Source organism: Kitasatospora sp. NPDC097643 (assembly GCF_040302625.1).
GTDB lineage: Bacteria > Actinomycetota > Actinomycetes > Streptomycetales > Streptomycetaceae > Kitasatospora.
Genome location: NZ_JBEOSA010000007.1, coordinates 134,315 through 159,214 on the forward strand (window position 1 = coordinate 134,315; position 24,900 = coordinate 159,214).

17 protein-coding genes are annotated in these 24,900 nt (G+C 73.3%); 6 read left to right on the forward strand and 11 right to left on the reverse strand.

All coding sequences use genetic code 11. The annotated features are described in order from the left end of the window. The first annotated feature begins 146 nt into the window (after window positions 1-146). Window positions 147-1,277 (forward strand): alpha/beta hydrolase, encoded by a 1,131-nt coding sequence (locus ABTY15_RS07480; RefSeq protein WP_350577572.1) that lies wholly within the window; start codon window positions 147-149, stop codon window positions 1,275-1,277. 813 nt (window positions 1,278-2,090) lie between these two features. Next, complete coding sequence (locus tag ABTY15_RS07485; protein WP_350577574.1) at window positions 2,091-3,416, forward strand: hypothetical protein; 1,326 nt, start codon at window positions 2,091-2,093, stop codon at window positions 3,414-3,416. Window positions 3,417-3,523: 107 nt separating this feature from the next. Here ABTY15_RS07485 and ABTY15_RS07490 read toward each other — a convergent pair whose 3' ends face one another. From ABTY15_RS07490 to ABTY15_RS07530, 9 genes are all read right to left on the reverse strand, one after another. Then, entirely contained in the window at window positions 3,524-4,402 is an 879-nt protein-coding gene (locus tag ABTY15_RS07490) for a CDP-alcohol phosphatidyltransferase family protein (RefSeq protein WP_502893440.1), read from the reverse strand. Further along, window positions 4,389-5,081, reverse strand: coding sequence for a phosphatidylserine decarboxylase (locus ABTY15_RS07495; RefSeq protein WP_350577577.1), 693 nt, complete (start codon window positions 5,079-5,081; stop codon window positions 4,389-4,391). The genes ABTY15_RS07490 and ABTY15_RS07495 overlap by 14 nt, the downstream gene beginning before the upstream one ends. A 479-nt stretch (window positions 5,082-5,560) precedes the next feature. Further along, the gene (locus ABTY15_RS07500; RefSeq protein WP_350577580.1) at window positions 5,561-6,763 is read right to left on the reverse strand and encodes an acyl-CoA dehydrogenase family protein; all 1,203 of its coding nucleotides are present in this window, start codon (window positions 6,761-6,763) and stop codon (window positions 5,561-5,563) included. Window positions 6,764-6,912: 149 nt separating this feature from the next. Further along, the gene (locus ABTY15_RS07505; protein ID WP_350577770.1) at window positions 6,913-7,416 is read right to left on the reverse strand and encodes a MaoC family dehydratase; all 504 of its coding nucleotides are present in this window, start codon (window positions 7,414-7,416) and stop codon (window positions 6,913-6,915) included. Window positions 7,417-7,421: 5 nt separating this feature from the next. After that, entirely contained in the window at window positions 7,422-8,384 is a 963-nt protein-coding gene (locus ABTY15_RS07510) for an HpcH/HpaI aldolase/citrate lyase family protein (RefSeq protein ID WP_350577582.1), read from the reverse strand. Window positions 8,385-8,410: 26 nt separating this feature from the next. Further along, window positions 8,411-10,438, reverse strand: a complete 2,028-nt coding sequence (locus ABTY15_RS07515) for an ethylmalonyl-CoA mutase (RefSeq protein ID WP_350577585.1) — start codon at window positions 10,436-10,438, stop codon at window positions 8,411-8,413. An 11-nt stretch (window positions 10,439-10,449) separates the two neighbouring features. After that, window positions 10,450-11,787, reverse strand: a complete 1,338-nt coding sequence (gene ccrA / locus ABTY15_RS07520) for a crotonyl-CoA carboxylase/reductase (RefSeq protein ID WP_350577588.1) — start codon at window positions 11,785-11,787, stop codon at window positions 10,450-10,452. Between the two features lie 370 nt (window positions 11,788-12,157). Then, window positions 12,158-13,078, reverse strand: coding sequence for a TetR family transcriptional regulator (locus ABTY15_RS07525; protein ID WP_350577591.1), 921 nt, complete (start codon window positions 13,076-13,078; stop codon window positions 12,158-12,160). 188 nt (window positions 13,079-13,266) lie between these two features. Further along, the gene (locus ABTY15_RS07530; protein WP_350577594.1) at window positions 13,267-15,042 is read right to left on the reverse strand and encodes a 3-hydroxyacyl-CoA dehydrogenase family protein; all 1,776 of its coding nucleotides are present in this window, start codon (window positions 15,040-15,042) and stop codon (window positions 13,267-13,269) included. 701 nt (window positions 15,043-15,743) lie between these two features. Between ABTY15_RS07530 and ABTY15_RS07535 the strand changes: the two genes are divergently transcribed. From ABTY15_RS07535 to ABTY15_RS07550, 4 genes are all read left to right on the forward strand, one after another. Next, window positions 15,744-18,443 (forward strand): MXAN_6230/SCO0854 family RING domain-containing protein, encoded by a 2,700-nt coding sequence (locus ABTY15_RS07535; RefSeq protein ID WP_350577597.1) that lies wholly within the window; start codon window positions 15,744-15,746, stop codon window positions 18,441-18,443. Window positions 18,444-18,519: 76 nt separating this feature from the next. Continuing rightward, complete coding sequence (locus ABTY15_RS07540) at window positions 18,520-19,974, forward strand: type I glutamate--ammonia ligase (RefSeq protein ID WP_350577599.1); 1,455 nt, start codon at window positions 18,520-18,522, stop codon at window positions 19,972-19,974. Window positions 19,975-19,977: 3 nt separating this feature from the next. Further along, window positions 19,978-21,096 carry an amidohydrolase family protein gene (locus tag ABTY15_RS07545; protein ID WP_350577602.1) on the forward strand — a complete coding sequence of 373 codons (1,119 nt, stop codon included), beginning with the start codon at window positions 19,978-19,980 and terminating at the stop codon, window positions 21,094-21,096. A gap of 213 nt (window positions 21,097-21,309) precedes the next feature. Beyond that, window positions 21,310-22,800 carry a S8 family peptidase gene (locus ABTY15_RS07550; protein ID WP_350577608.1) on the forward strand — a complete coding sequence of 497 codons (1,491 nt, stop codon included), beginning with the start codon at window positions 21,310-21,312 and terminating at the stop codon, window positions 22,798-22,800. Between the two features lie 131 nt (window positions 22,801-22,931). On the opposite strand, the gene ABTY15_RS07555 is transcribed toward ABTY15_RS07550, so the two are convergent. Continuing rightward, window positions 22,932-23,825, reverse strand: coding sequence for a HipA family kinase (locus ABTY15_RS07555; RefSeq protein ID WP_350577611.1), 894 nt, complete (start codon window positions 23,823-23,825; stop codon window positions 22,932-22,934). 171 nt (window positions 23,826-23,996) lie between these two features. Beyond that, the gene (locus ABTY15_RS07560; protein ID WP_350577613.1) at window positions 23,997-24,878 is read right to left on the reverse strand and encodes a winged helix-turn-helix transcriptional regulator; all 882 of its coding nucleotides are present in this window, start codon (window positions 24,876-24,878) and stop codon (window positions 23,997-23,999) included. Window positions 24,879-24,900: the final 22 nt, after the last annotated feature.

The window sequence follows — 24,900 nt, forward strand, 5'->3', positions numbered from 1 at the left end:
CTGGTCGTGGTCCGGTCGTTCCCCCGTCGTGACCCGGACGGCCCAGCCCGGTGGCCCGCCGCCCGGCCCGCCGGTGAACTGGTGATCGAACGCCGTCCGGTCCGCCACCACCAGAGCGGGGCCGCCGAACAGAGCGGGGAAGCGATATGCGTTGGGGAACCGCGGCCGTCGTGGCGGCCGCCGCCGTCGGCGCCGGAGCCGCCATCCTGGTCATCGGCCGCCGGGCCTCCGAACGGATCGTCCACCCGGGGACCGCCGTCAAGGAGTCCGGAACCGGAACCGGATCCGGACCCGTCCTGATCCAGAGCCTGGGTGCCGGGCGGCTCACCTTCACCCCGCGCGCGGCCAGCCTGCGCCCCGGCCGCTGGGCCGTCGAATGGGAGGGTGGCGGCCACGCCGTCGTCGAGGACATCCTGCACAGCGACGAGCAGGGCGTCACCCGCCGCCTCGTCCGCGCCGACCGGGGCACCCTCGCCGCCGGCACCGAGGTCCGCTTCACCCCCTGGGTCCACCTCGGCGACCCCACCGAGGCCCTCGGCCTCCGCTACACCGAGACCACCGTCGACGGCGAACTCGGCGCCCTTCCCGCCTGGTACCTCGACGGCAAACGCGGCACCTGGGTGATCCTGGTGCACGGCCCCGGCGCCGACCGGCAGCAGACCCTCCCCGTCCTGCCCGTCCTCGACCGGCTCGCCCTGCCCGCCCTCGCCGTCACCTACCGCGGCGACCACGGCGCCCCCGCCTCCCCGGACGGGCTCAGCCACTTCGGCGAGACCGAATGGCGCGACGTCGAGGCGGCCGTCCGACTCGCCCTCGACAGCGGCGCCGGCCGGGTCGTCCTGTACGGCTGGTCCCTCGGCGCCACCATGGTCCTACAGACGGCGGCCCGCTCCGCCTGGGCTCACGCGATCAGGGGGATCGTCCTCGACTCACCTGTCCTCGACCTCCCCGCCACCGCCCGCCGCGGCGCCACCCGGGCCGGCTACACCGGCGCCGCCGCCGAACTCGGCGCCCTCGCCGCGGCCGGCCGCACCGGCGTCGACCTGGCCGACTTCACCCGCATCGCCGAAGGCACCGACCTGCGCGTCCCCACCCTCCTCCTGCACAGCCCCGACGACCCGCTCGCCCCCTTCGCCGCGGCCGAACACCTCGCCACCGCCCGCCCCGACGTGGTAAGCCTCCACCCCTTCCCCGGCGCCGACCACGCCGCCCTCTGGAACTCCGCCCCCGCCCCCTACACCGAACTCCTCCGCCGCTGGCTCACCCCGCTCCTCTGACCCCCACCCGGGCCCCGGCCCCGACGCCCGCCCGGGGCCCGGCTCCCAGGTCCCAGGCCCCGGCTTCCGCCCTGGCCCGGCTCCCACCCCCACCTCTGCCCGAGCCCCCAACCCGGCCCCACCCCTCACTCCCTGCCTCCCGCCCTTCTGCCCGCCCCCGCCTCCCCGGCGGGGGCGGGCAGGCGCGGCCCACGTGGGGGTGGCGGCTGTGGGTTGGTTGGGTCGGGTGGTGTGGGTGTCTGTGGGTGTCTCGGGTGTCCGCCCGCCCCGGCCTGTCCGGCGGGGCGGGCGGGAGAAGCCTGCGGTGGCGTATCCAGCCGGGCAGCCCGTCCCGCCTCCCCGGCGGGGCCGGCCGGTGAGGCCCGTACCGGGGCGCCACGGGTGGGCGGGCCGCCCATCCCGCCTCCCCGGAGCAGAGAGCCCGAGGCACGTTTTGGACACGGAGGGTGACCAGCCGGTGCGCCAGCGTGAGAGGTGGATCCGGCCCCGACTCGGCCTGGCATGTGCCCGCCATACGTTTCCGGCCAGGCGGTTTGCCTCTGTTGCCCGATCTTGCGGAGGTGCCGCCACCGGCGGCCCGGGCGTACGGCCAACCGGATGTGACAGAAGGCCGGTGCAAGGGGAAGACTGCTCGACGTGACGTCTCGGAACCCGCGCGACCGTGATGCCCCGCTCCAGCCGACGATCGGTACCGGTGCGACGGTGACCCGTCTGCCCGGTACGGCCCACCGGCCCGCCGGCGCGAGGTCTGGAGGGCCCGGCGTACCCCGCCGGCGAGGGCCGGCCCCGGCGCCCGGTCGAGGCCGGGTTCCCGTGCCGGACGGCTTCCCCGCCCCCGCCGAGCTGGCGCCGCTGGCCCGCCGGATGCTGGTGGACGCCGTCCGGATCGCCCGCTGGGCCGGGGATCTGGAGGAGGTCGACAAGCGCGGCGAGCTGCTCCCCGAGGACGCCCGTGCCGCGGGCCGGGCGCTGGCCATGACGGTCGGCGCCGCCGCCAAGGCGTGGGGGCAGGCGCTGCTGGTCGGCCTGGTGGAGGCCCGGGACGGCGGGGCCGGTCCGGGCTGGCGCCTGCACGCCTGGGAGCACGACGACGAGGCGGTGGTGCGCGGCTGGTCGGCGCTGTTCGACGCCTGGACCCTGCTGGCCCCGGTGCCGCCGGCCGCCCTGCGCGGCGTGTTCGCGGTGCTGGCCGGCCAGGCCGTGGACCAGGCCCCCCAGCTGCTGTCGTTCCTGCACCTGGTGGACGGCCCGGTGGCCGACAGCGAGCTGCTGGAGCTGCTGCGCCGCGGCCTGGACGAGCGCCGGGTGGGCGGCGGGGCCGGCGGCCCCGGACTGTCGCCGGTGCCGCACGCGGCCTCCGCCGTGTCGGCGGTCCGCGGCACCTGCCGCGAGCCGCAGATCGACACCCCGGCCGCGCCCGCGGACGTGGCGGCCGTCCTGGACTGGATGCTGGACGGCCTGGCGGCGGTCGGCGCCGTGGTCCGCAGGGACGACGCCGCCGAGCTGTCGCCGCTGGGCCACTGGGCGGTGCGGGCGAAGCTGGAGGAGATCTGCACGGTCGCGCAGACCGCGGCCGGGCACATCGAGCAGAGCGCCTTCGAGCTGCTGAACGCCTGCGCCGACTACTCGCCGGGCCCGGCCCGCGCGGAGTACCGCGCCTGGGTGGCGGCCCGTCCGGCGGACCGCGCGGTGGCCGAGCTGCTGGACGCGGCGCAGGGCGACGACGCGCTGGTGCGCGGCCTGGCCTTCGAGGCGCTGCGGGTGGCGGGCGGTACGGCCGAGCAGGCGGTGCGGGCGGCGGTGGACGAGCCGGTGCTGCGCCCGTACGCGCTGCTGTGGCTGGCCGAGCAGTCCGACGAGGGGGTCTCCCCGGCGGACGTGCTGGGCGCGGACGACGCGGCCTGGCTCTGGGTGGACACGGCGGCGGCGGTGCTGGACCACGGCGAGACGGAGCTGCTGGTGGGCCACGTGGAGGCGGCCTCGGCGGGCGATCCGGTGCGGCTGTTCGCCCGGGCCCGGCAGTCCGGGCACCCGCGGGCGGCGTCGGTGCTGACGGCGGTCTCGGGCGTGCACCCGGACCCGGGCGTGGCGCGGGCGGCCCGCCGCTCGGCCTTCAGCGTCCACAACGGCGGGGCCTGACACCGCGGAGGCAAGCACCCAACACCGCACAGGCAAGCAGAAGGGCCCGGATCCAGCGGATCCGGGCCCTTCCCCTTGCACGAATTGCACGAACTACTCTCGGCAGCTCAGTCGAGCCGCGACTCCGCGCGCCGGGCGCGGACGTCGCCGACCTTCTGCCCCACCTTGCGCCGGATGACCAGCAGCGGTGCCATCGCGGCGAGCGCGATCTGGGCGAAGGCGCCGACGTGCAGCAGCTCGTTGCCGTTCGGCAGCCCGGTGGCCCAGGCGGCCAGGCAGCCGATGGAGACGACGATCCAGCAGAGCGTGGCGGTGGCCAGCAGCCCCTGCGGCTTCGGGTACTCGATCCGGCTGACCATGAGGTACGCGGCGCCGAAGATGGCGACGAGCCCGGGCAGGAACGGCGGGTCGAGCAGCACGATGGCGATGACCGTCATCGCGCCCATCGGGCAGGGCATGCCCTGGAACACCCCCGGCCGCATCTTCACGGCGGAGAAGCGGGCCAGCCGTAGGACGACCGCGAGCAGCACGGTCAGCGCGATGAGCGCCGACAGCTTGCTGTTGGAGCCCTGCGAGACCATGCCCCAGACCGCGACGAAGTAGGCCGGCGCGATGCCGAAGCTGATCAGGTCGGCGAGGTTGTCCAGTTCGGCACCGAGGGCGGAGGAGCGGAGCTTGCGCGCCACCAGGCCGTCGAACAGGTCGCACATCGAGCCGATGAGCAGCAGCGTGACCGCGGTGGCCGCGCTGTGCCGGTCCGGAGCGGCGTCCGGGTTGGTGATGTGCGGGACCAGGACCCCGGTGGTGATCGAGTAGATCGCCAGGAAGCCGCAGACGGCGTTCCCCAGGGTCAGGAAGTCGGCGGTGGACAGGTGCTGAGGAGAGCGCGGGGCGCGCAGCTCGCGGTCGCGCGCCCAGCGGCGGCGGCGCAGGGCCGTCTCCTCGTCGTCCAGGCCGACGATTGTCTCAGGATCAGTCACGGTCAAGGCGTGTCACCCCGGCTGTGGTCTTCTGGCCGACCTCGACGCCGACCTCGACGCCGGCCGGCAGGTAGGTGTCGACCCGGGAGCCGAACCGGATCAGGCCGATCCGGTCGCCCTGCTCGACCTTGGTTCCGGCAGCCACGTACGGCACGATGCGGCGGGCGACGGCCCCCGCGATCTGCACCATCTCAATGTCGCCGAGCTCGGTGTCGAAGTGCCAGACGACCCGCTCGTTCTGGTCGCTGTCCTTGTTGAACGCGGGCACGAAGCCGCCCGCGACGTGCTCGACCGACGTCACCGTGCCGGGCAGCGGGGCCCGGTTGACGTGGACGTTGAGCGGGCTCATGAAGATGGCGACCCGGGTGCGGCCGTCCGGCCAGGCGTCGATGCTCTGCACCACGCCGTCGGCGGGGGAGATCACTCTGCCCGTGCCGATCTCACGCTCGGGGTCGCGGAAGAACCACAGCATGCCCGCGCTGAGCGCGCACGCGGGTACCGCCGCCAGGGCCCACTTGCCGCTGCGCCGGGTGAGGGCGGTGGTCACGGCGGCCGTGGCGAGGGTGGGGACGAACCAGGGGGTGGCTCCGCGCGCGATGGTCACGCGGGGTCGCCGACCGGCCGTCGTGGCTGCGAGGGCATCGCGGTCCGTGACGGAGGTGTGAGGGGACGGGCTGATGGGCATCGAAGACCTTTGTCGCGGGGGATCATGGCCGCTGGACGGGGGCCACCGCGGGATCGGGTAATAGAGGGACGGCTACTGTCCCGGTGGATGCTATCGGGAGCACACGGTGGGTGGGCAACCCGCCTGCTCGTTCATGTGTCCGGCGGGGAGCGCGTGTGCGCACCCCGTCTCTACGACCGTAGCTCGACGCGGTCCGGTTCCCAAGGGACCGGACGCGGCTGGTGACTCTTGTCTCAACGGGCGTGTCGACGGAACCGGGGGCGCGGAACGGGTCGTCCGGGACGGGTCCGGGGTGTGCGGAAGCGGCCGCAGGGCGCATTGCTGCAGCTGTACGCCCTGCGGCCGCTTCCGGCGGGCCGTGCCGGACCCCAGGCGGACCAGGCCGGGGCCGTGGTGGGCACGGCGGCTGCCGGGACGGGCCCGCACGCCCGTCGACCGGCGGTTCGGAGGGCCACCCGTTGAGGGGGGTGACCCGGTGGTCACTCCGCGATCCGGTACTCCTCCAGGAGGCGGCGTCCGACGATCATCTTCTGGATCTCCGCAGTTCCTTCACCGATGAGCAGCATCGGGGCCTCGCGGTAGAGGCGCTCGATCTCGTACTCCTTGGAGAAGCCGTAGCCGCCGTGGATGCGGAACGCGTCCTCGACGACCTCCTTGCAGTACTCGGAGGCGAGGTACTTGGCCATGCCGGCCTCGAGGTCGTTGCGCTCGCCGCTGTCCTTCTTGCGGGCGGCCATGACCATCATCTGGTGGGCGGCCTCGACCTTGGTGGCCATCTCGGCGAGCTTGAACTGGATCGCCTGGTGCTCGGCGATCTTCTTGCCGAAGGTGGAGCGCTGCTGGGCGTAGGAGATGCCGAGCTCGAAGGCGCGGCGGGCGACGCCGCAGCCGCGGGCGGCGACGTTGACGCGGCCGACCTCGACGCCGTCCATCATCTGGTAGAAGCCCTTGCCGGGGACGCCGCCGAGGATGCGGTCCGCCGGGATGCGGACGTCCTGGAGGACGAGCTCGGTGGTGTCGACGCCCTTGTAGCCCATCTTCTCGATCTTCCCGGGCACGGTGAGGCCGGGGACGGTCGGGTTCGGGCCGAAGCCGGCCGTCTTCTCGATCAGGAAGGTGGTCATGTTCTTGTACGGGGTGTTGCCGCCCTCGTCGGTCTTGCACAGGACCGCGACGAGGGTGGAGGTGCCGCCGTTGGTGAGCCACATCTTCTGGCCGTTGAGGACGTAGTGGTCGCCGTCCTTGACGCCCTTCGTGGAAATGGCCGAAACGTCGGAGCCGAGGCCGGGCTCGGACATCGAGAAGGCGCCGCGGATCTCGCCGGCGGCCATCTTCGGCAGGAAGTAGTCCTTCTGCTCCTGGGTGCCGTGGGCGTTGATCATGTGCGCCACGATGAAGTGGGTGTTGACGATGCCGGACACCGACATCCAGCCGCGGGCGATCTCCTCGACCACCAGGGCGTAGGTGAGCAGCGACTCGCCGAGGCCGCCGTACTCCTCGGGGATGGTGAGCCCGAAGAGGCCGAGCTGCTTCATGCCCTCGACGATGGCGGTCGGGTACTCGTCCTTGTGCTCCAGCTCGGTCGCGACCGGAATGATCTCCTTGTCGACGAAATCCCGCACGGTGGCGAGGATGTCCCGCTGGATCTCGGTGAGGCCGTCGGTCTGTGCGAGGCGTCCCATCGTGCGGCTCCGAAAAGGTCTAAGAGGGCGGGGGGGGGGGGATTGCGGGGGCCCTGCCGGCGTGGCTGCGGCAGCAGGGCCCCCGTTACCGGGTGGGGCTCGGCCGATGACGGCGGCCTGCCCGTCCGGGGTCTCCGGGGTGGGAGGGGTCAGGAGAGCGGGGTGGGGCGGCCGGGCTGCTCGCCGCCGCGCTCCTTGATGTACGTCTCGGTCGGCACCATCACCTTGCGGCGGAAGATGCAGACGACCGTGCCGTCCTGCTTGTAGCCCTTGGTCTCGACGTAGACGATGCCGCGGTCGTTCTTGGACTTGGACGGCCACTTGTCGAGGACGGTGGTCTCGCCGTAGATGGTGTCGCCGTGGAAGGTCGGCGCGATGTGCCGCAGCGACTCGATCTCCAGGTTGGCGATCGCCTTGCCGGAGACGTCCGGGACGGACATGCCGAGCAGCAGCGAGTAGATGTAGTTGCCCACCACGACGTTCTTGCCGAAGTCGGTCGTCTTCTCGGCGTAGTTGACGTCCATGTGCAGCGGGTGGTGGTTCATGGTGAGCAGACAGAACAGGTGGTCGTCGTACTCGGTGACGGTCTTGCCGGGCCAGTGCTTGTAGACCGCGCCGACCTCGAACTCCTCGTAGGTGCGTCCGAACTGCATCTGGGTCACGCCTCCGGGATCTCGAACTTGGTGGTGCGCTGCATGCCGGCGGCCCGGCCCTTGCCGGCGATGACCAGGGCCATCTTGCGGCTGGCCTCGTCGATCATCTCGTCGCCGAGCATCGCGGAGCCCTTGGCGCCGCCGGCCTCGGAGGTGCAGTAGTCGTAGGCGTCGAGGATCAGCTCGGCGTGGTCGTAGTCCTCCTGCGAGGGCGAGAAGAGCTCGTTCGCGGCGGCGACCTGGTCCGGGTGGAGCACCCACTTGCCGTCGAAGCCGAGCGCGGCGGAGCGGCCGGCGACCTCGCGGTAGCCCTCGGCGTTGCGGATCTGGAGGTACGGGCCGTCGATCGCCTGGAGGTCGTTGGCGCGGGCGGCCATCAGGATCCGCATCAGGATGTAGTGGTAGGCGTCGGCCGGGTAGCCGGGCGGCTGCTCGCCGACCACCAGCGACTTCATGTTGATGGAGGCCATGAAGTCGGCGGGGCCGAAGATGATGGTCTCCAGCCGGGGCGAGGCCTCGGCGATCGCGTCGACGTTGATCAGGCCCTTGGCGTTCTCGATCTGCGCCTCGATGCCGATCTTGCCGACCTCGAAGCCCATGGTCTTCTCGATCTGGGTGAGCAGCAGGTCGAGGGCCTTGACCTGCTCGGCGTCCTGGACCTTCGGCAGCATGATGCAGTCGAGGTTCGGGCCGGCGCCCTCGACGACGGTGATCACGTCGCGGTAGGTCCAGTGGGTGGTCCAGTCGTTGACCCGGACGACCTTGGTCTTGTTGCCCCAGTCGCCGTTGTTCAGCGCGTCGACGATGTTGTGGCGGGCGCTCTCCTTGACCAGCGGGGCGCAGGCGTCCTCCAGGTCGAGGAAGACCTGGTCGGCCGGCAGGCCCTGGGCCTTCTCCAGGAAGCGCGGGTTGCTGCCCGGTACGGCGAGGCAGGAGCGGCGCGGGCGAAGACGGTTCACGTTGCTCATGAGGGTGGTTCTGTCCTTCCCAGTGGTCAGCTGGTGGTCGCGGGTGCGGGCGTCCAGGGCTGGAGCTTGTTGGCCAGCCGGATCTCGTCCACGATCCGGCCGATGATGGTGGTGATGCCGAAGTCCTTCGGGGTGAACACGGCGGCGACGCCGGCGGCCTTGAGGGCCTCGCCGTCCGCTGCCGGGATGATGCCACCCACGATCACCGGGACATCCTGCACCCCGGTCCGGCGCAGTCGCTGCAGAACGTCCGGAACCAGCTCGGAGTGGGCGCCGGAGAGGATCGACAGGCCCACGCAGTGGACGTCCTCCGCGACGGCGGCGGAGACGATCTGTTCGGGGGTCAGCCGGATGCCCTGGTACACCACCTCGAACCCGGCGTCGCGGGCCCGTACGGCGATCTGCTCGGCGCCGTTGGAGTGGCCGTCCAGGCCGGGCTTGCCGACCAGCAGGCGCAGCTTGCCGGCGCCCAGCTCCTCGGCGGTGGCGGCGACCGCGGCGCGGACCTGGGCGAGTTCGCCGCCGGGCTCGGCGGCCACCGCGACCGGGGCACCGCCGACGCCGGTGGGCGCGCGGTACTCGCCGAAGACCTCGCGCAGGGCGAAGGCCCACTCGCCGGTGGTGACGCCGGCCCGGGCGCAGGCGAGCGTGGCCGGCATCAGGTTGGCCTCGGTGGCGGCGACGGCCTTGAGCTCGGCCAGCGACTCCTGGGCGGCGGCCTCGTCGCGCTCGCCGCGCCAGGCCTCCAGGGCGGCGAGCACGGACTGCTCGGAGGCCGGGTCGACCACCATGATGGCGGTGTCGAGGTCGGCCGTGAGCGGGCTCTCCTCGGTGGTGTCGAAGCAGTTGACGCCGACGATCTTGTCCTCGCCGGACTCGATCCGGGCCCGGCGGGCGGCGTGCGAGGCGACCAGGTTGGACTTCAGGTAGCCGGACTCGACGGCCGGGATGACCCCGCCCATCTCCAGCACCTTGGCGATCTCCGCCTCGGCGCCGGCCAGCAGCGCCTCGGTCTTGGCCTCGATCACCTGGGAGCCGTTGAAGATGTCGCCGTACTCCAGCAGGTCCGACTCGTAGGCGAGCACCTGCTGGATCCGCAGCGACCACTGCTGGTCCCAGGGCCGGGGCAGGCCGAGCGCCTCGTTCCAGGCGGGCAGCTGGACGGCACGCGCACGGGCGTCCTTGGAGAGCGTGACGGCCAGCATCTCCAGCACGATCCGCTGGACGTTGTTCTCCGGCTGGGCCTCGGTCAGGCCGAGGGAGTTGACCTGCACGCCGTAGCGGAAGCGGCGCTGCTTCGGGTCCTGGACGCCGTAGCGCTCCAGGGTGACCTTCTCCCAGAGCCGGGCGAAGGCGCGCATCTTGCACATCTCCTCGACGAAGCGCACCCCGGCGTTCACGAAGAAGGAGATCCGGGCGACGACCTCGCCCATCCGCTCGGCGGGCACCTGGCCGGAGTCGCGGACGGCGTCGAGCACCGAGATGGCGGTGCACATCGCGTACGCGATCTCCTGGACGGGCGTGGCCCCGGCCTCCTGGAGGTGGTAGCTGCAGATGTTGATCGGGTTCCACTTGGGGATGTTGCCGACCGTGTAGGCGATCATGTCGGTGATCAGGCGCACCGACGGGCCGGGCGGGAACACGTGCGTCCCGCGCGACAGGTACTCCTTGACGATGTCGTTCTGGGTGGTGCCGGTGAGCTTGGCGATGTCGGCGCCCTGCTCCTCGGCGACCACCTGGTAGAGCGCCAGCAGCCACATCGCGGTGGCGTTGATCGTCATGGAGGTGTTGGTCTGTTCGAGCGGGATGCCGTCGAACAGGGTGCGCATGTCGCCGACGTGGCCGACCGGGACGCCGACCCGGCCCACCTCGCCGCGGGCGAGGATGTGGTCGGAGTCGTAGCCGGTCTGGGTCGGCAGGTCGAAGGCGACGGACAGGCCGGTCTGGCCCTTCGCCAGGTTCCGCCGGTAGAGCGCGTTGGAGTCGCTCGCGGTGGAGTGCCCGGCGTAGGTGCGCATCAGCCAGGGCCGGTCGCGCTTCTGGGGTTCGGTCATCGGGGTCGTCCTCAGACGTTCCGGAAGCGGTTGATGGCGTCGATGTGCTGGGCGCGGAACTCCGCGTCGCGCACGCCGAGGCCCTCCTCGGGGGCCAGGCAGAGCACGCCGACCTTGCCCTGGTGCTTGTTGTGGTGCACGTCGAGGGCGGCCTGGCCGGTCTCCTCCAGGGAGTAGACCTTCGACAGGGTCGGGTGGATCTTGCCCTTGGCGATCAGGCGGTTGGCCTCGAACGCCTCGCGGTAGTTGGCGAAGTGCGAGCCGACGATGCGCTTCAGCGACATCCACAGGTAGCGGTTGTCGTACTGGTGCATGTAGCCGGAGGTGGAGGCGCAGGTGACGATGGTGCCGCCCTTGCGGGTGACGTACACCGAGGCGCCGAAGGTCTCGCGGCCCGGGTGCTCGAAGACGATGTCGACGTCCTCGCCGCCGGTGAACTCGCGGATCTTGCTGCCCAGGCGCTTCCACTCGCGCGGGTCCTGGTTGTTCTCGTCCTTCCAGAACCTGTAACCCTCGGCGGAGCGGTCGATGATCGCCTCGGCGCCCATGGCGCGGCAGATCTCGGCCTTCTGGTCGTTGGAGACCACGCAGATCGGGGTGGCGCCGCCGGCCAGCGCGTACTGGGTGGCGTACGAGCCGAGGCCGCCGCTGGCGCCCCAGATCAGCACGTTGTCGCCCTGCTTCATGCCGGCGCCGTTGCGGGAGACCAGCTGACGGTAGGCGGTGGAGTTGACCAGGCCCGGGGAGGCGGCCTCCTCCCAGGTGAGGTGCTTCGGCTTGGGCAGCAGCTGGTTGGTCTTGACCAGTGCGAGCTGGGCCAGGCCGCCGAAGTTGGTCTCGAAGCCCCAGATGCGCTGCTCCGGGTCCATCATCGTGTCGTTGTGGCCGTCCGGGGACTCCAGCTCGACCGAAAGGCAGTGCGCGACGACCTCGTCGCCCGGCTTCCAGGCGTTCACGCCGGCGCCGGTGCGCAGCACCACGCCCGCGAGGTCGGAGCCGACGACGTGGTACGGCAGGTCGTGGCGCTTGGTCAGCGGCGACAGCCGTCCGTACCGCTCCAGGAAGCCGAAGGTGGAGACCGGCTCGAAGATCGAGCTCCAGACGGTGTTGTAGTTCACCGCGCTGGCCATGACGGCGACCAGGGCCTCGCCCGGGCCGAGCTCGGGCAGGGCGACGTCGTCGAGGTGGAGGGACTTCCGGGGGTCCTTGTCGCGGCTGTCGAGCCCCGCGAACATCTGCTCCTCGTCCTTGTGGAGCGTCACGGCCCGGTAGGACTCGGGGAGCTTGATGGCGGCGAAGTCCTCCGACGTGGCGTCGTTGCTGAGGATCGCGTCGAGGATTTCCTGCATGGCTGCCTCCGAAGGCGTACCTGTGTGAGGGGCACAGGGCGTCTGGGGGAGCCGGGAGCGGACACCGGCTTCGCTGAGGTGGGTGGTGGGCGGGTCAGGCTTTGTGCCCGGGGGTGGACCGGGCGGACTGGCACTGCTCCCGGGGTGTGGGAACGCCGGACGACGGCGCGCCGAGGTGGGGAGCCGCGGCGCCGCTGACTGGTGAGTAACAAGGTAATGGCACCCTGTGCCACTCGTAAAGACACCCGGTGTCAGGAATTTCGGAGCCCTGGAACGGCCCGTGACGCGCGTTGAACGGGCATGCCAAGGGCCCGTGCCGAGTGTTCGGCACGGGCCCTGGATACTGCTCTGACCTGCGGAAATCCTGGGTTCAGGACTCCCTGGCGCCGCTCAGCGCGGCCCGGATGCTGTCCACCACCACGTCCAGCGGGGCGTCCGTCCGGGCGACTGTGATGAGTACCTCACCTCCGGGGCTGGCACTCAGTGCGCTCTCCGCCACGGCATTCCCGAGCACCCCACTGGCACCGGGTGCCACCAGGGAGCCCCGGCGTCTGGCACCCGGCTCGCTGGCGGCCCAGAAGGTCCGCCGGATCACCTCGAAGGAGTGGTCCAGCTGCGCCTCCACGTCCCCCCGCCCGCCGGCCCGCAGCCAGCGCCGCAGCACGTGGTTGTGGGCCGCGACGACCGCCGCCGCCGACACCTCGGCCAGCATCGAGTCGTCCTCGCCGGCCCGCTGCCAGCCCTGGGGGATCGGCTCGCCGGTGTCGAACCGGCCCAGCAGGTACCGGGTGAACAGCCGCTCGTACCGGGCCACCACGGCGATCTCGCGCTCGCGCAGCGCCGGGACCTGGCGGATCAGCTGGTACCGCGCGACCGACACCCCCGGGGTGGAGGCGTACATCCGCAGCACCTCCTTGATGCCGCGGCAGACCACGTCCAGCGGGTGCTCCTCGGGCTCGGCGCTGGCCAGCAGGTCGGCCACCCGGACGAGGGTGTCGTCGTGGTCCGGGAAGATCGCCTCCTCCTTGGACCGGAAGTACCGGAAGAAGGTGCGCCGGGCCACGCCCGCGGCGGCCGCGATCTGGTCGACCGTGGTCTCCTCGTAGCCCTGCGAGGCGAACAGCTCCATCGCGGCCGTGGCCAGGTCCTGGCGCATCTGCTGGCGCTGGGCCGCCGCCCGGCGGCTGCCCGGCCCGGCGTCCGGCGCGGCGCCCGCGGCCGGCGGGGCCGTCCGGTCGGCGCCGCGCGCTGCGGCGGAGTGCTGCGGGGAGGCTGACTGAACCCGATCCATGTCCGGAACGCTACACGGCCCCGGCGGTGCGGCCGCGGCCCTTCCCCGGCGCACCGGGGTGACCGGGCCGGTCACGGCCGGTCGGGGCCAGCGCGCGGACACCGTTCCCGGGTTCCAGCCCGGCCGGGACTGGCCGGCCCCGTACGGCGCCGCCCCGCGCGCGGCGGCGCCCCCGGTCGGCGGCGTGGTCACCGGCGCGCGTGGTCGCGGAAGCCGCGGCCGGTCTTGCGGCCCAGGCAGCCGGCCGCGACCAGGTGCTCCAGCAGCGGCGCGGCGGCCAGGCCCGGCTCGCGGAACTCCTGGTGCAGCACCTGCTCGATGGTCAGCGAGACGTCCAGGCCGACCACGTCCAGCAGCTCGAACGGGCCCATCGGGTAGCCGCAGCCCAGCTTCATCGCGGTGTCGATGTCGTCCACCGTCGCGTAGTGCTCCTGGAGCATCCGGACCGCGTCGTTCAGGTAGGGGAAGAGCAGCGCGTTGACGATGAAGCCGGCCCGGTCGCCGCACTCCACCGGGTGCTTGCGGACCTTCGCGGTCAGCTCCAGCACGGTCGCGGTGACGTCCGGCGCGGTCAGCACGGTGGAGACCACCTCGACCAGCTTCATGGCCGGCGCCGGGTTGAAGAAGTGCATGCCGATCACGTCCTGCGGCCGCGAGGTGGCGGTCGCGCAGCTGATCACCGGCAGCGAGGAGGTGGTGGTGGCGAGCACCGCGCCCGGCTTGACGATCTTGTCCAGGGTGGCGAACAGCTCCCGCTTGACCGCCAGGTCCTCGGCCACCGCCTCGACCACCAGGTCGACCTCGGCCAGCTCGGCGTACTGGCCGACCGGGGTGACCAGGGCCAGTGCGGCGTCCCGCTGCTCCTCGGTCATCCGGCCCTTGGCCACCGAGCGCTCCAGCGACTTCGCCAGCTGCGTCTTGGCCTTCTCGGCCTTCTCCTGGCTGCGGGCCGCCAGCAGCACCGGCAGGCCGGCCTTGGCGAACACCTCGGCGATGCCGGTCGCCATGGTGCCCGAGCCGCAGACGCCGACCGAGCCGATCGTGCGGCCCGGCACCTTCGGCTGCGCCGGGCCGGTGGCCGCGTCCACGGCCTTGGACGAGCCGGGCGCCTCGTAGGTGTAGAAGCCGCGGCCCGACTTGCGGCCCAGCAGCCCGGCCGAGACCAGCTGGCCGAGGATCGGGGCGGGCGCGTGCAGGCGGTCCCGGGACTGCTCGTACATCGCCTCCAGGACGGTCCGGGCGGTGTCCACGCCGATCAGGTCGAGCAGCGCCAGCGGGCCCATCGGCAGGCCGCAGCCGAGCCGCATCGCGGCGTCGATGTCCTCCCGGGAGGCGTACTTGGACTCGTACATCGCGGCGGCCTGGTTCAGGTAGGCGAACAGCAGGCCGTTCACCACGAAGCCGGCCCGGTCGCCGGCCGCGACCGGCTCCTTGCCGAGCGCCCGGGCGAACGCGGCGGCGTCCTCGGCGACCTGGGGGGCGGTCAGCACGGTGCGGACCACCTCGACCAGCTTCATGGTGTGCACCGGGTTGAAGAAGTGCAGGCCGAGCACCCGGTCCGGGCGGGCGGTCGCGGCGGCGATCCGGGTCACCGACAGCGCGGTGGTGCCGGTGGCCAGGACGGTCTCGGCCGGGCAGATCCGGTCCAGCTCGGCGAACACCTCCCGCTTCAGCTCCAGCTGCTCGGGCAGCTCCTCGATCACCAGGTCCGCCGCGGCGGCGGCGTCCAGCTCGTGCCCGACCGAGATCAGCGCCAGCAGCGCGCCGCGCTCCTCGGCGGTGAGTCGCTCCCGGTCGACGGCGTGCGCGGTGGCCTCCTCGATCCGGGCCAGCGCCCGGGCGGCCGAGTCCTCGGTGGCCTCGATGCCGATCACCCGGCGGCCGCTCTTGGCGACCGCCACCGCGACACCGGCACCCATCGTGCCGAGGCCGACCACGGCGACCGTGGGGAAGGGACGCTCCATCAGAACTCCTTGAGTGGGGACCGCCGGCTGAGCCGGCAGGGAAGTCGCATCGGCGCGGAACGCCGCGGCCTTCTTGTACGATCGAGCCCTGCGATAGCACCGGGCAGGGCTTGTCCGGGGCCAGCCGTCAGGCTGGCTTGAAGCCCCACGGCTTCGGCCGTTGGGGAGGAGTCACTGTCCTGATTCCTAGTCAGTCATGACAGTTCGCGCCCTCTGGTGGGCGCCTCGCCGCCCCCGTGCACCGGGGGCGGCCGCCGTTGGAGGCGGAGCTTCCCGCAGGGCTTGGGGTGGCGATCGCGGCCCAGCCTGCTGGCCGCCGGTCCGCTCCGGACGGGTTGCAGGTGTGCCGTGGTGCTCAGATGCTCAAAGCGACTCTGATACGAGGGGAGAACCCGGCCCGCCGCGGTTCGCGGCACCGGCCGGTGAAGGCACCGCGCGAGCGCCGAAGACACGGCGACCGCGGCCCCGTCGGTGCGGCTCCCGAAGCCCGACGGTGGTGCGTGCGGCCACTGTAGCGAAGCTACTCGCCGGTAGGAAGAGGTCGCGGCCGGAAAACCGTTCGAGCTCCGGGGCCGGGTGTCGCTAGGGTGAGCGACGCGGGGGCGGCTCCGCGGCGTGCTTCCTTCTCCTCATTTCTTCCAATGAATCCGAGTGCGCCCACTCTCCGCCCCCGCTTCGTCGTATCCACCGGGGGAACCGCCATGAAGAAGCCGAGCGTCGTCGTGCCCGAGACCGGCCTGGACGCCTACCTGTTGCGCTGCCACGGGGCCGTCCTGGTCGACGCCGGGGCCGCAGCCGGGGAGCCGGACCCGTGGACGGCCCAGGGCCTGGTCGCCCTGGAGGCCGACCTGGTCCAGCGCGGCTACCTGCTGACCCGCGACCTGCGGGCCGCGCTCGGACGGCTGCGCCCCGCCGCCCTGGCCGAGACCGGCCTCCGCCTGCTGGCCGGGATCGACGCGCTGCTCGGCGCCGACCGCCGCCACCAGCCGCTGTTCCGCCGCTTCCCCGACGGTGTGCCCGCGCACGCGCACACCACCTACTCCACGCTGATCCGCGGCTTCCTGCTCAACCAGGCCAGCCAGATCTGCCTGCTCTGCGAGCGCGACAGCCTGACGGCCGGGATCGGCGCGCTGGCCCCGTGCGCGCACCTGCTCTGCGGCGACTGCTACGCGGGCCTGGTCGAGGACGGCGGCGGCCGCAGCTGCCCGTGCTGCCGCGTCCCGCTGGCGCCGGAGGGCTACCTGACCGTCGACACCAAGGGCGCCCGCAACGCCGCCCGCGACCGGCCGGTCGGCCAGGTGCTGCGGCCGCTGCGGCTGGCCGGGGCCCACGACCCGGCCGAGCTCGCCGCCACCGCGCTGGCCGCCCTGCTCGGCCGCCGCACCCCGCTCAGCCCGCAGGACCGCGAGGACCTCGCCCTGCTGCTCGACCACGCCCCGGCCGACCCGGCCGGCTGGCTGCCCGCCGAGATCCCGGTCCGGGAGACCCGCGCCACCGTCCTGGCCGCGCTGCTGCGCCGGGACCGGGAGAGCGCCGCCCCGCTGCTCGCCGAGCACCTGACCACCGCCACCGACGTGCTGCGGCTGCTCTGGGCGTGGTCCGGCGCCGAGCCCGACCTGCTGCCCGACACCGCCCGCGGGCTCCGGCTGCGCAACCTCCCGCGCCCGCTGCGGCGCGAACTCCTCGCGATCCTGGACGCCCTGCCGGTCGGCACCCTCGCCGAGGACCTGCGCCGCCACCGCGCCGCCTGGCTGCGGGCCGGCGAACTGCTGCACCCGTACGAGCACCGGGAGCGCTTCCCGTACGCGGCGGCCGCCTTCGCGGTGGTCCGGCAGAGCGACCTCGACCTGCACGGCCTGGGCCCCGAGCTGCGTGCCGCGCCCGCCCCGCTGCGGGTCTCCGAGACCCCGGCCGGCCACACCCGGCTGGTGGTGACGACCTTCGCCGCCCAGGTCGAGCACGCCCTCGACCAGGGCGACCTGCCGGCCGCCGTCCGACTGCTGGCCCGCCGCCCCGGCGAGCTGGTGCGCCGACTGCACCACCTGCTGCGGGTGCACGCCACCTGGTCCCCGGGCGAGCCGCTGCCCGCCGCCCTGGCCGAGGAGCTGCCGGGCGTCCTGCGCGCGGTCGCGCCCGGCCCGCTGCTCGGCGCGTACGGGCGGCTGCGCGCCGCGCGCGAGCTCGGCGAGCGCCGGCTGTACTTCCCGCGCGGCCGGGTCGCCTCGGCGCACGCCCGCAACGACTGGGGCGCGCCCGTCCCGGCCGCGCTGAGCGCCCCGGTGGTCGCCCTGATCGAGGCCGAGCTGCTGCGCCGGGCCGGGCAGTCCGGGCGGTACGAGCTCGCCGTGCTGGACGCCGGGCTGGCCGACCTGGTGGTCCCGTTCGCCGAGCGGGCCAGTGCCAAGACACTGGTCGCCGTCCCGCGCGGCAGCGTGCAGCGGCTGCCGGACGGGCAGCGGTTGCGGCTCTTCGTGCACTGGATGCAGCGCCAGCACCAGCGGGTGGACCTCGACCTGTCGGTGGCGTTCTACGACGACCAGTGGCGCTTCACCGACCTGTGCGACTACACCCGGCTGGTCAGCGGGGCGCGGGCCGCCGTCCACTCCGGCGACTTCACCACCGCCCCGCCGCCGCACGGCGCCACCGAGTTCGTCGACCTCGACCTGCCCGCGCTGGCCGAGGCCGGCGCCCGCTACGCGGTCGTGGTGGTGTTCAGCTACAACGACGTGGCCTTCGAGGACCTCACCGACGCCTTCGCCGGGTTCATGACCCTGGACCCGGCCGAGGCGGCCGGCCGGCGCAAGGGGAGCTTCCACGCCCGGGACGTCCGCCAGCGGCTCGACCTCGCCGGGGACGCCCGGATCTGCGTCCCGCTGATCGTCGACCTGACCCAGCGCGAGTACACCTGGACCGACCTCAACGTCGGCGCGGTGGCCGGCTTCCACAACGTGTGGCGGCACCGGGACGAGATCGGTGCGCTGGCCTCGGACGTCACGGCGTACTTCGCCGGCGGCTCCCGGGCGACCCTGTGGGACCTCGCCTGCGCCACCGCCGCCGCCACCACCGACGAGGTGCTGGTCCGCAGCTGGACCGGCCGCGGGCTGGACGCCTACCGCCGGGGCGCCGACGAGCCGGTGGCGGACTTCGCCGAGCGGCTGCGCGCCCGGCACGAGCCGGACGGGAGCACCGAGCTGGCACCGGACGACACCGCCCGCCGGATCACCGAACGCCTCACCGGCACCCGGGCGTTCACGGCGCTGGTGCACGCCGACCCGCCCGCCCCGGCCGGCGTCTCCGGGACGGCGTACCGGCTCTACCCGGGCCCGCTGGACGCCGCGCCGGACGCCCTGGAGCGGATCACCGCCGGGGAGCTGGTGGCCCGGTTCGCCCCGAACGGGTGAACGGACGTACGGGCGTCCGGTCGGACCACCCGATAGGGGAGTTACAGGGCCCCGGTGGGAGGGGCAGCATGGGGATATGACCACTGGAACCGTCGCCGCAGGCCCCACCGCCTCCGCCCCGGGCCCGGCCGGGCCGGTCGGCCCGGGCGGCCGGCCCGCCGCCGTCGCGCTGCCCCCGCGGGCCGAGCGCGCCGAGCGGGCCGAGCAGGCCGCCGACCGGCTGCGCACGGCCGCGGTCGATGCGGTGGCCGTCACCTGGGTGGACAACGCCGGCATCGCCCGGGTCAAGGCCGTCCCGCTGGGCGGCCTGGTGCACGCCGCCGAGTGGGGCATCGGCGCCGCGCCCTGCTTCGACGTGTTCCTCGCCGACGACGCGATCACCACCAGCCCGATCATCGGCGGCCCCACCGGGGACCTGCGGCTCTACCCCGACGTCGAGCGCGCCGTCCCGCTGGCCGCCCAGCCCGGCTGGGCCTGGGCGCCGGGGGAGCGGCACACCCAGGAGGGCGCCCCGCACCCGGGCTGCCAGCGGCTCTTCGCCCGCCGGATGGAGGCCGCGGCGGCCGCCCGCGGGCTGAGCCTGAAGGCCGGCATCGAGGTCGAGTGGGTGGTCGCCCTCGCCGGGGCGCCGCAGGACGAGCCGCTGTACCCGACGCACGGCCCGGCCTACGGCATGCACCGGCTGACCGACCTCTCCGACTACCTGCGGGACGTCCTGCGCGGCCTCGGCGAGCAGGGGCTGACCGTCCTGCAGATCCACCCCGAGTACGCCCCGGGCCAGTTCGAGGTCTCGGTCGCCCCGGAGGGCCCGGTCGGCGCCGCCGACACCTCCGTGCTGGTCCGGCACACCATCCGGGCCGTCTCCTCCCGGCACGGCCTGCGGGCCTCCTTCGCCCCCGTGGTGGAGGCCGGCGCGGTCGGCAACGGCGGGCACCTCCACCTGAGCCTCTGGCGGGACGGGCACAACCTCGGCCGGGGCGGTCCCGGGCCGCACGGCCTGACCGCCGAGGCCGAGGGCTTCCTCGCCGGGGTGCTCGGCGCGCTGCCCGAGCTGCTGGTGCTGGGCTGCTCCAGCCCGGCCGGGTACCTGCGCCTGGTGCCCTCGCACTGGGCCGGCGCCTACCAGTGCTGGGGCCTGGAGAACCGGGAGGCCGCGCTGCGCCTGGTGACCGGCTCCACGGGGGAGCGCAGCTCCGCGGCGAACGCCGAGGTCAAGTGCTTCGACCCGAGCGCCAACCCGTACCTCGCGGTCGGCGGGGTGATCGCCGCCGGTCTCGCCGGTCTCGACCAACGCCTGGCGCTGCCACCGGAGTTCACCGGTGATCCGGCGGCCGCCGCGCCCGGCACGGTGCCCCGGCTGCCGCAGGGCCCGGCCGAGGCGCTGGCCGCCTACGAGCGCTCGGCGGTGCTGCGAGAGGCGCTCGGCGAGCCGTTGTACGAGGCGGTGCTGGCGGTCCGCCGGGCCGAGGGCGAGCAGTACGCCGCGGCCACCCCCGAGCAACTGGTCGCGGCCACCCGCTGGAGGTTCTGAGCGGTGCCCTGGCTGGACGTCCCCGCGCTGGTCGACCACCACTGCCACAGCGTGGTGGCGGCCGAGCTGGCGGACGACGTCCTGGCCGGGCTGCTCACCGAGTCCGACCGCCCGCCCGCGCCCGGCACCTCGCCGTTCGACAGCGCGCTCGGCCTGGCCGTCCGGCGCTGGTGCCCGCCCGCGCTCGGCCTGCCCGCGCACGCCCCGGCCGCCGACTACCTGGCCCGGCGGCGCGAGCTCGGCGCCGCCGAGGCCACCCGCCGGCTGCTGGCGGCCGCCGCGCTGGACACCTGCCTGGTGGACACCGGCCTGACCGCCGCCGGGGGCCGCCCGCTGCTGCCGCTCACCGAACTGGCCGAGGCCGCCGGGGCGGTGGTGCGCGAGGTGGTCCGGCTGGAGACGGTCGCCGAGGCGGTCACGGCGACGGCCGGGGACTGGCCGTACGCCGTCGGCGAGGCACTGGCGGAGGCCGCCACCGGGGCGGTCGCGGTCAAGTCGGTGCTCGCCTACCGGCACGGCCTGGCCGTCCCCGCCGAACGGCCCGCGCTGTCGGCGGTGGTGGCGGCCGCGGGCGCCCGACAGCGTGCCGGGCACGGCCGGCTGACCGATCCGGTGCTGCTGCACCACCTGCTCTGGACGGCCGTGGACGTCTGCGCCGGGCTCGGCCTGCCGCTCCAACTCCACACCGGCTTCGGCGATCCGGACCTCACGCTGCACCTGGCCGACCCGTCGCTGCTGAGCGGCTTCGTGCGTGCGGCCGAGCCGAGCGGTGTCCCGCTGGTGCTGCTGCACGGCTATCCGTACCACCGTCAGGCGGCCTGGCTGGCCCAGGCGTTCCCGACGGTGTACACCGACCTCGGGCTGACGGCCGCCTACACCGGGCCGCGGGTTTCTGCGGTGCTGGGGGAGATGCTGGAGCTGGCACCGTTCGGCAAGCTGCTGTTCTCCACCGACGCGTACGGGCTGCCCGAACTGTACCTGGTGGGCGCGGCCCAGTTCCGCCACGGGCTGGGCGGGCTGCTGGCAGACTGGCAGGCCGACGGCGCCTGTTCGGCGGCCGACGCGCAGCGTCTGGCGCGGTGGGTCGCGGCCGAGAATGCGCGGCGGCTGTACGCCCTATAGCTCGTCGGCTAACCATCACTTTTTAACAATACTTCGGCACTTTCATGCTGTTGACCTGCGGAGTCCAGCCTTCCACTGTTGATTGAGTTGTGACGATTAGATGACTACCTCTTGCGCATCTAATCGGATATTCATTAGCGTCCCGATCATTACATTGCGCCTGCACCTGCCACATCGCAGCTGCTGCATGACGACTCGGGAGGGCCAACCCCTATGAGAGTTTCCCGGATCAGCCGGACCCGGTACGCGGCGGTGGGCCTCGTGCTCGCCACCGCCGGCGCCCTCGCGCTGCCGGCCGGCACCGCCGTCGCGGCCCCCACGGCCGACTCGACGACCGGTCCGCTGCTCAGCTACGTGGTCAACACCAAGGCCAACCACGGCCAGGTGCAGAAGGTCGAGAAGGCGATCACCAGCCTCGGTGGCTCGGTGGTGTACTCGTACGAGCAGATCGGCGTCGTCATCGCCCGCTCGAACGACACCAAGTTCGCCGAGAAGCTGCGTCTCGCCAAGGGCGTCGACTCGGTCGGCCAGAGCCGCACCAAGGGCATCACCGCCGCCGACTCGCAGAAGGCCGAGGTCGCCGCCGAGCCGACCGCCGCGCCCGCCCCCGGCCAGGAGCCCTACGAGGCCAACCAGTGGGACATGCGTCAGATCGGTGTCGACAAGGCGCACAAGCTGTCCCTGGGCAGCCGCAACGTCACCGTCGGCGTGCTGGACTCCGGCATCGACGGGACCCACGAGGACCTGGCCGCCAACGTGGACGCCTCGCAGTCGGTCTCCTGCATCGAGGGCGGCAAGCCCAACACCGCCTGGGCCGCCTGGCAGCCGGGCCCCGACGGTGACCACGGCACCCACGTCGCCGGCACCATTGCCGCCGCCAAGAACGGCAAGGGCATCGTCGGCGTCGCCCCGAACGTCAAGCTGGCCGCGGTCAAGGTCGTCGACGACGCCGGCATGATCTACCCGGAGTACGCGATCTGCGGCTTCGTGTGGGCCGGCGAGCACCAGTTCAAGGTGACCAACAACAGCTACTACGTCGACCCGTGGATGTTCAACTGCCCGAACGACAAGGACCAGGCGGCCATCGGCGACGCCGTCCGCAAGGCGGTTGAGTTCTCGCAGCGCAAGGGCGTCCTGAACGTCGCCGCCGCGGGCAACGAGAACCTCGACCTCGCCCACAAGACGGTCGACGTCAGCAGCCCGGACGACACCACCAAGACCACCCGCCCGGTCACCAACGACTGCCTGTCGCTGCCGACCGAGCTGCCGGGCGTCATCGCCGTCTCCTCGGTGGGTGTCAACGGCGACAAGGCCTACTACTCCAGCTACGGCAAGGGCGTCGTCGCCGTCGCCGCGCCGGGTGGCGACCGCCGCTACCAGATCCCGGACACCCCGGACAAGAACGGCCGCATCCTGTCGACCATCCCGGGCGGCAAGTACGGCTACATGCAGGGCACCTCGATGGCCACCCCGCACACCACCGGTGTGGTCGCGCTGCTCGCCAGCACCTTCCCGTGGGCCAGCCCGGACGAGCTGACCGAGATGCTGACCAGCCAGGCCGAGTCGCACCCGTGCCCGGCCGCCCCGTTCAACCCGGGCGGTGCCGGTGACTGGAAGGCCACCTGTGAGGGCGGCGCGGACGACAACGGCTTCTACGGCGCGGGCATCATCAACGCCGAGAAGGCGGTCCAGTGGTGGCGCTGAGCCGCCGTCGCTGAGCGCCGGACGCTGAGCACCTGAGTGTTCGAGCACTGAACACCGAGCCGGGGAGCGGGACTTCGAGTCCCGCTCCCCGGCTCGTCTTCGGTTGAGCGTACGTACCCCCGCGCCGCGGCCTACTCGACGTGGCGCTCCCAGACCGTCTCCACCGACGGCTTGCCGTGCAGGTCCGGGACCTCCTGGAGCCAGGCGGGCCGGCCGGCCCGGGTCCGGGCCTCCCGCCGCCGCTCGGCCTCGCGCACCTGCTCGGGCGTGGCGAAGCCCTCCGGCAGCCACTGCTCGGAGAGCACCACCCGGGCGGCCAGGTGCGTGACGTACGCGTGCCGCACCGCGGCCACCGAGTCGAAGCCGGGCTCGCCGGCCAGCCACTCGTCCGGGACGAGCGCCAGCACCTCTTCCAGCAGTTCCACGGTGACCCGCGGGCCGAGCTCCTCGTCGGCCAGCCGGACGTCCGGCGCGCAGCCGCCGAGCGCGTGCGCGCTGAGGTCGTAGCGCCTGCCCACCGCCGCCTCGGCGGAGGACCAGCGGTGGTGGAAGATCAGCGCGGCGCCGTTGTCGATCAGCCAGAGCCGCCCGTGCCAGACCACCAGGTTGGGGTTGTGGACGGTGCGGTCGACGTTGCCGGTGAGCGCGTCCAGCCAGACCACCCGGCCGGCCTCGGCGGAGTCCACCGGGATCAGCCCGGGCCGGTAGTCCCGCGCGCCGGGCAGCAGGTCCATCCCGAGGTTGAGGCCGCCGCTGGCCTTGAGCATGTCCTGGATCTCGGTGTCGGGCTCGTCCGCCGCGACCGCCGGGTCGAAGTCCACCAGCCGCAGCTCCGGCACGCGCAGGCCGAGCCGCCGGGCGAGCTCGCCGACGATCACCTCCGCCACCAGCGCCTTGCGGCCCTGCGCGGCGCCGGTGAACTTGACCACGTACGTTCCCAGGTCGTCGGTCTCCACCACGCCGGGGACGGAACCCCCGGCCCGCAGCGGGTCGACGTAGCGCACTGCTGTCACCAGATCGAGCACACCGGCCACCTTAGAGCCTCCGGCAATTGGGGGGCAGCGTCGCGGGCCGATAGCTCTCGCCTGGACTGCGTTGTCGTCGGTCGCCGCAGCTCCGCTGCTACTCCCTCCTCCGCCTTGCCAGACTCGGCTCTCGCCCCGCTCCTTCACCCACCCCCCAATTGCCGGAGACTCTTAGCCTCCGGCCACCTCGCGGGCGTCGGCCAGTGCCTGCCGGACGGCCTCCGGGATGTCGGTGACCGGGAAGTGCGCCCGCCGCACCACCCGGTCCCGGTCCAGCACCAGCACCGCGCGCTTCAGCCGCAGGCCCTGGCCGACGTGGAAGGTGGGCAGCCGCAGCGCTGCCGCCAGCCGGACGTCCAGGTCGGACAGCAGCGGGAAGGGGATGTCCTCGGCGTCGGCGAACTCGCGCTGCTCGTCCGGCCGTTGGGTGGAGACTCCGCGCACCGCCAGGCCGTCCGCGCGGAACTCGGGGTAGGCCTCGCGGAACAGCCGGTTCTCCAGGGTGCAGCCCGCCGCGCCCGGGATGTCCAGCCAGCCGGGCGGCTGCGGGGCCGGCCGGCCGGGGCCGGGGTAGCAGAACAGCACGGTGGCGCCGGCCTCCCGGTCGACCGGGTCCAGTTCGCCGCCGGTGTGGGCGGGCAGCAGGAGTTCGGGCAGCCGGGTGCCGGGCAGGGCGGCGATCCGTGCGGCCTCGGCGCTGTCGGGCGCGGCCGAGCCGGAGAGCGAGCCGTCGCCGAGCACCCAGCGGTCGGCCCAGTCCTGCATCGCCACCAGGACGGGCAGCAGCGCCCGCCCGGCGTCGGTCAGCCGGTACTCGTAGCGCACCGGGGCGCTCTGGTAGGGCACCCGCTCCAGCACCCCGGCGTCGGCGAGGTGGCCGAGCCGTTCGGTGAGCACCTTGCGGGAGATGCCGAGCTCGTGCTGGAGCTCGTCGAAGCGCAGCCGTCCGCGCGCCGTCTCGCGGACGATCAGGATGCTCCACCAGTCGCCGATCACCGCCGCCGACTGGGCGATCGCGCAGTGGGCATCGCGTGCGGGCACGTCCCTGGGCACCGCCGCTCCTCTCTCCGTCCGG

Excerpts from the sequence above, each read along its gene's own strand:
- ABTY15_RS07530 (WP_350577594.1), bottom strand. The coding sequence starts at position 15,042 with ATGGAGCGTCCCTTCCCCACGGTCGCCGTGGTCGGCCTCGGCACGATG.
- ccrA (WP_350577588.1), bottom strand. The coding sequence starts at position 11,787 with ATGCAGGAAATCCTCGACGCGATCCTCAGCAACGACGCCACGTCGGAG.
- ABTY15_RS07480 (WP_350577572.1), top strand. The coding sequence starts at position 147 with ATGCGTTGGGGAACCGCGGCCGTCGTGGCGGCCGCCGCCGTCGGCGCC.
- ABTY15_RS07540 (WP_350577599.1), top strand. The coding sequence starts at position 18,520 with ATGACCACTGGAACCGTCGCCGCAGGCCCCACCGCCTCCGCCCCGGGC.
- ABTY15_RS07505 (WP_350577770.1), bottom strand. The coding sequence starts at position 7,416 with ATGCAGTTCGGACGCACCTACGAGGAGTTCGAGGTCGGCGCGGTCTAC.
- ABTY15_RS07525 (WP_350577591.1), bottom strand. The coding sequence starts at position 13,078 with ATGGATCGGGTTCAGTCAGCCTCCCCGCAGCACTCCGCCGCAGCGCGC.
- ABTY15_RS07515 (WP_350577585.1), bottom strand. The coding sequence starts at position 10,438 with ATGACCGAACCCCAGAAGCGCGACCGGCCCTGGCTGATGCGCACCTAC.
- ABTY15_RS07500 (WP_350577580.1), bottom strand. The coding sequence starts at position 6,763 with ATGGGACGCCTCGCACAGACCGACGGCCTCACCGAGATCCAGCGGGAC.
- ABTY15_RS07510 (WP_350577582.1), bottom strand. The coding sequence starts at position 8,384 with ATGAGCAACGTGAACCGTCTTCGCCCGCGCCGCTCCTGCCTCGCCGTA.
- ABTY15_RS07535 (WP_350577597.1), top strand. The coding sequence starts at position 15,744 with ATGAAGAAGCCGAGCGTCGTCGTGCCCGAGACCGGCCTGGACGCCTAC.
- ABTY15_RS07550 (WP_350577608.1), top strand. The coding sequence starts at position 21,310 with ATGAGAGTTTCCCGGATCAGCCGGACCCGGTACGCGGCGGTGGGCCTC.
- ABTY15_RS07495 (WP_350577577.1), bottom strand. The coding sequence starts at position 5,081 with ATGCCCATCAGCCCGTCCCCTCACACCTCCGTCACGGACCGCGATGCC.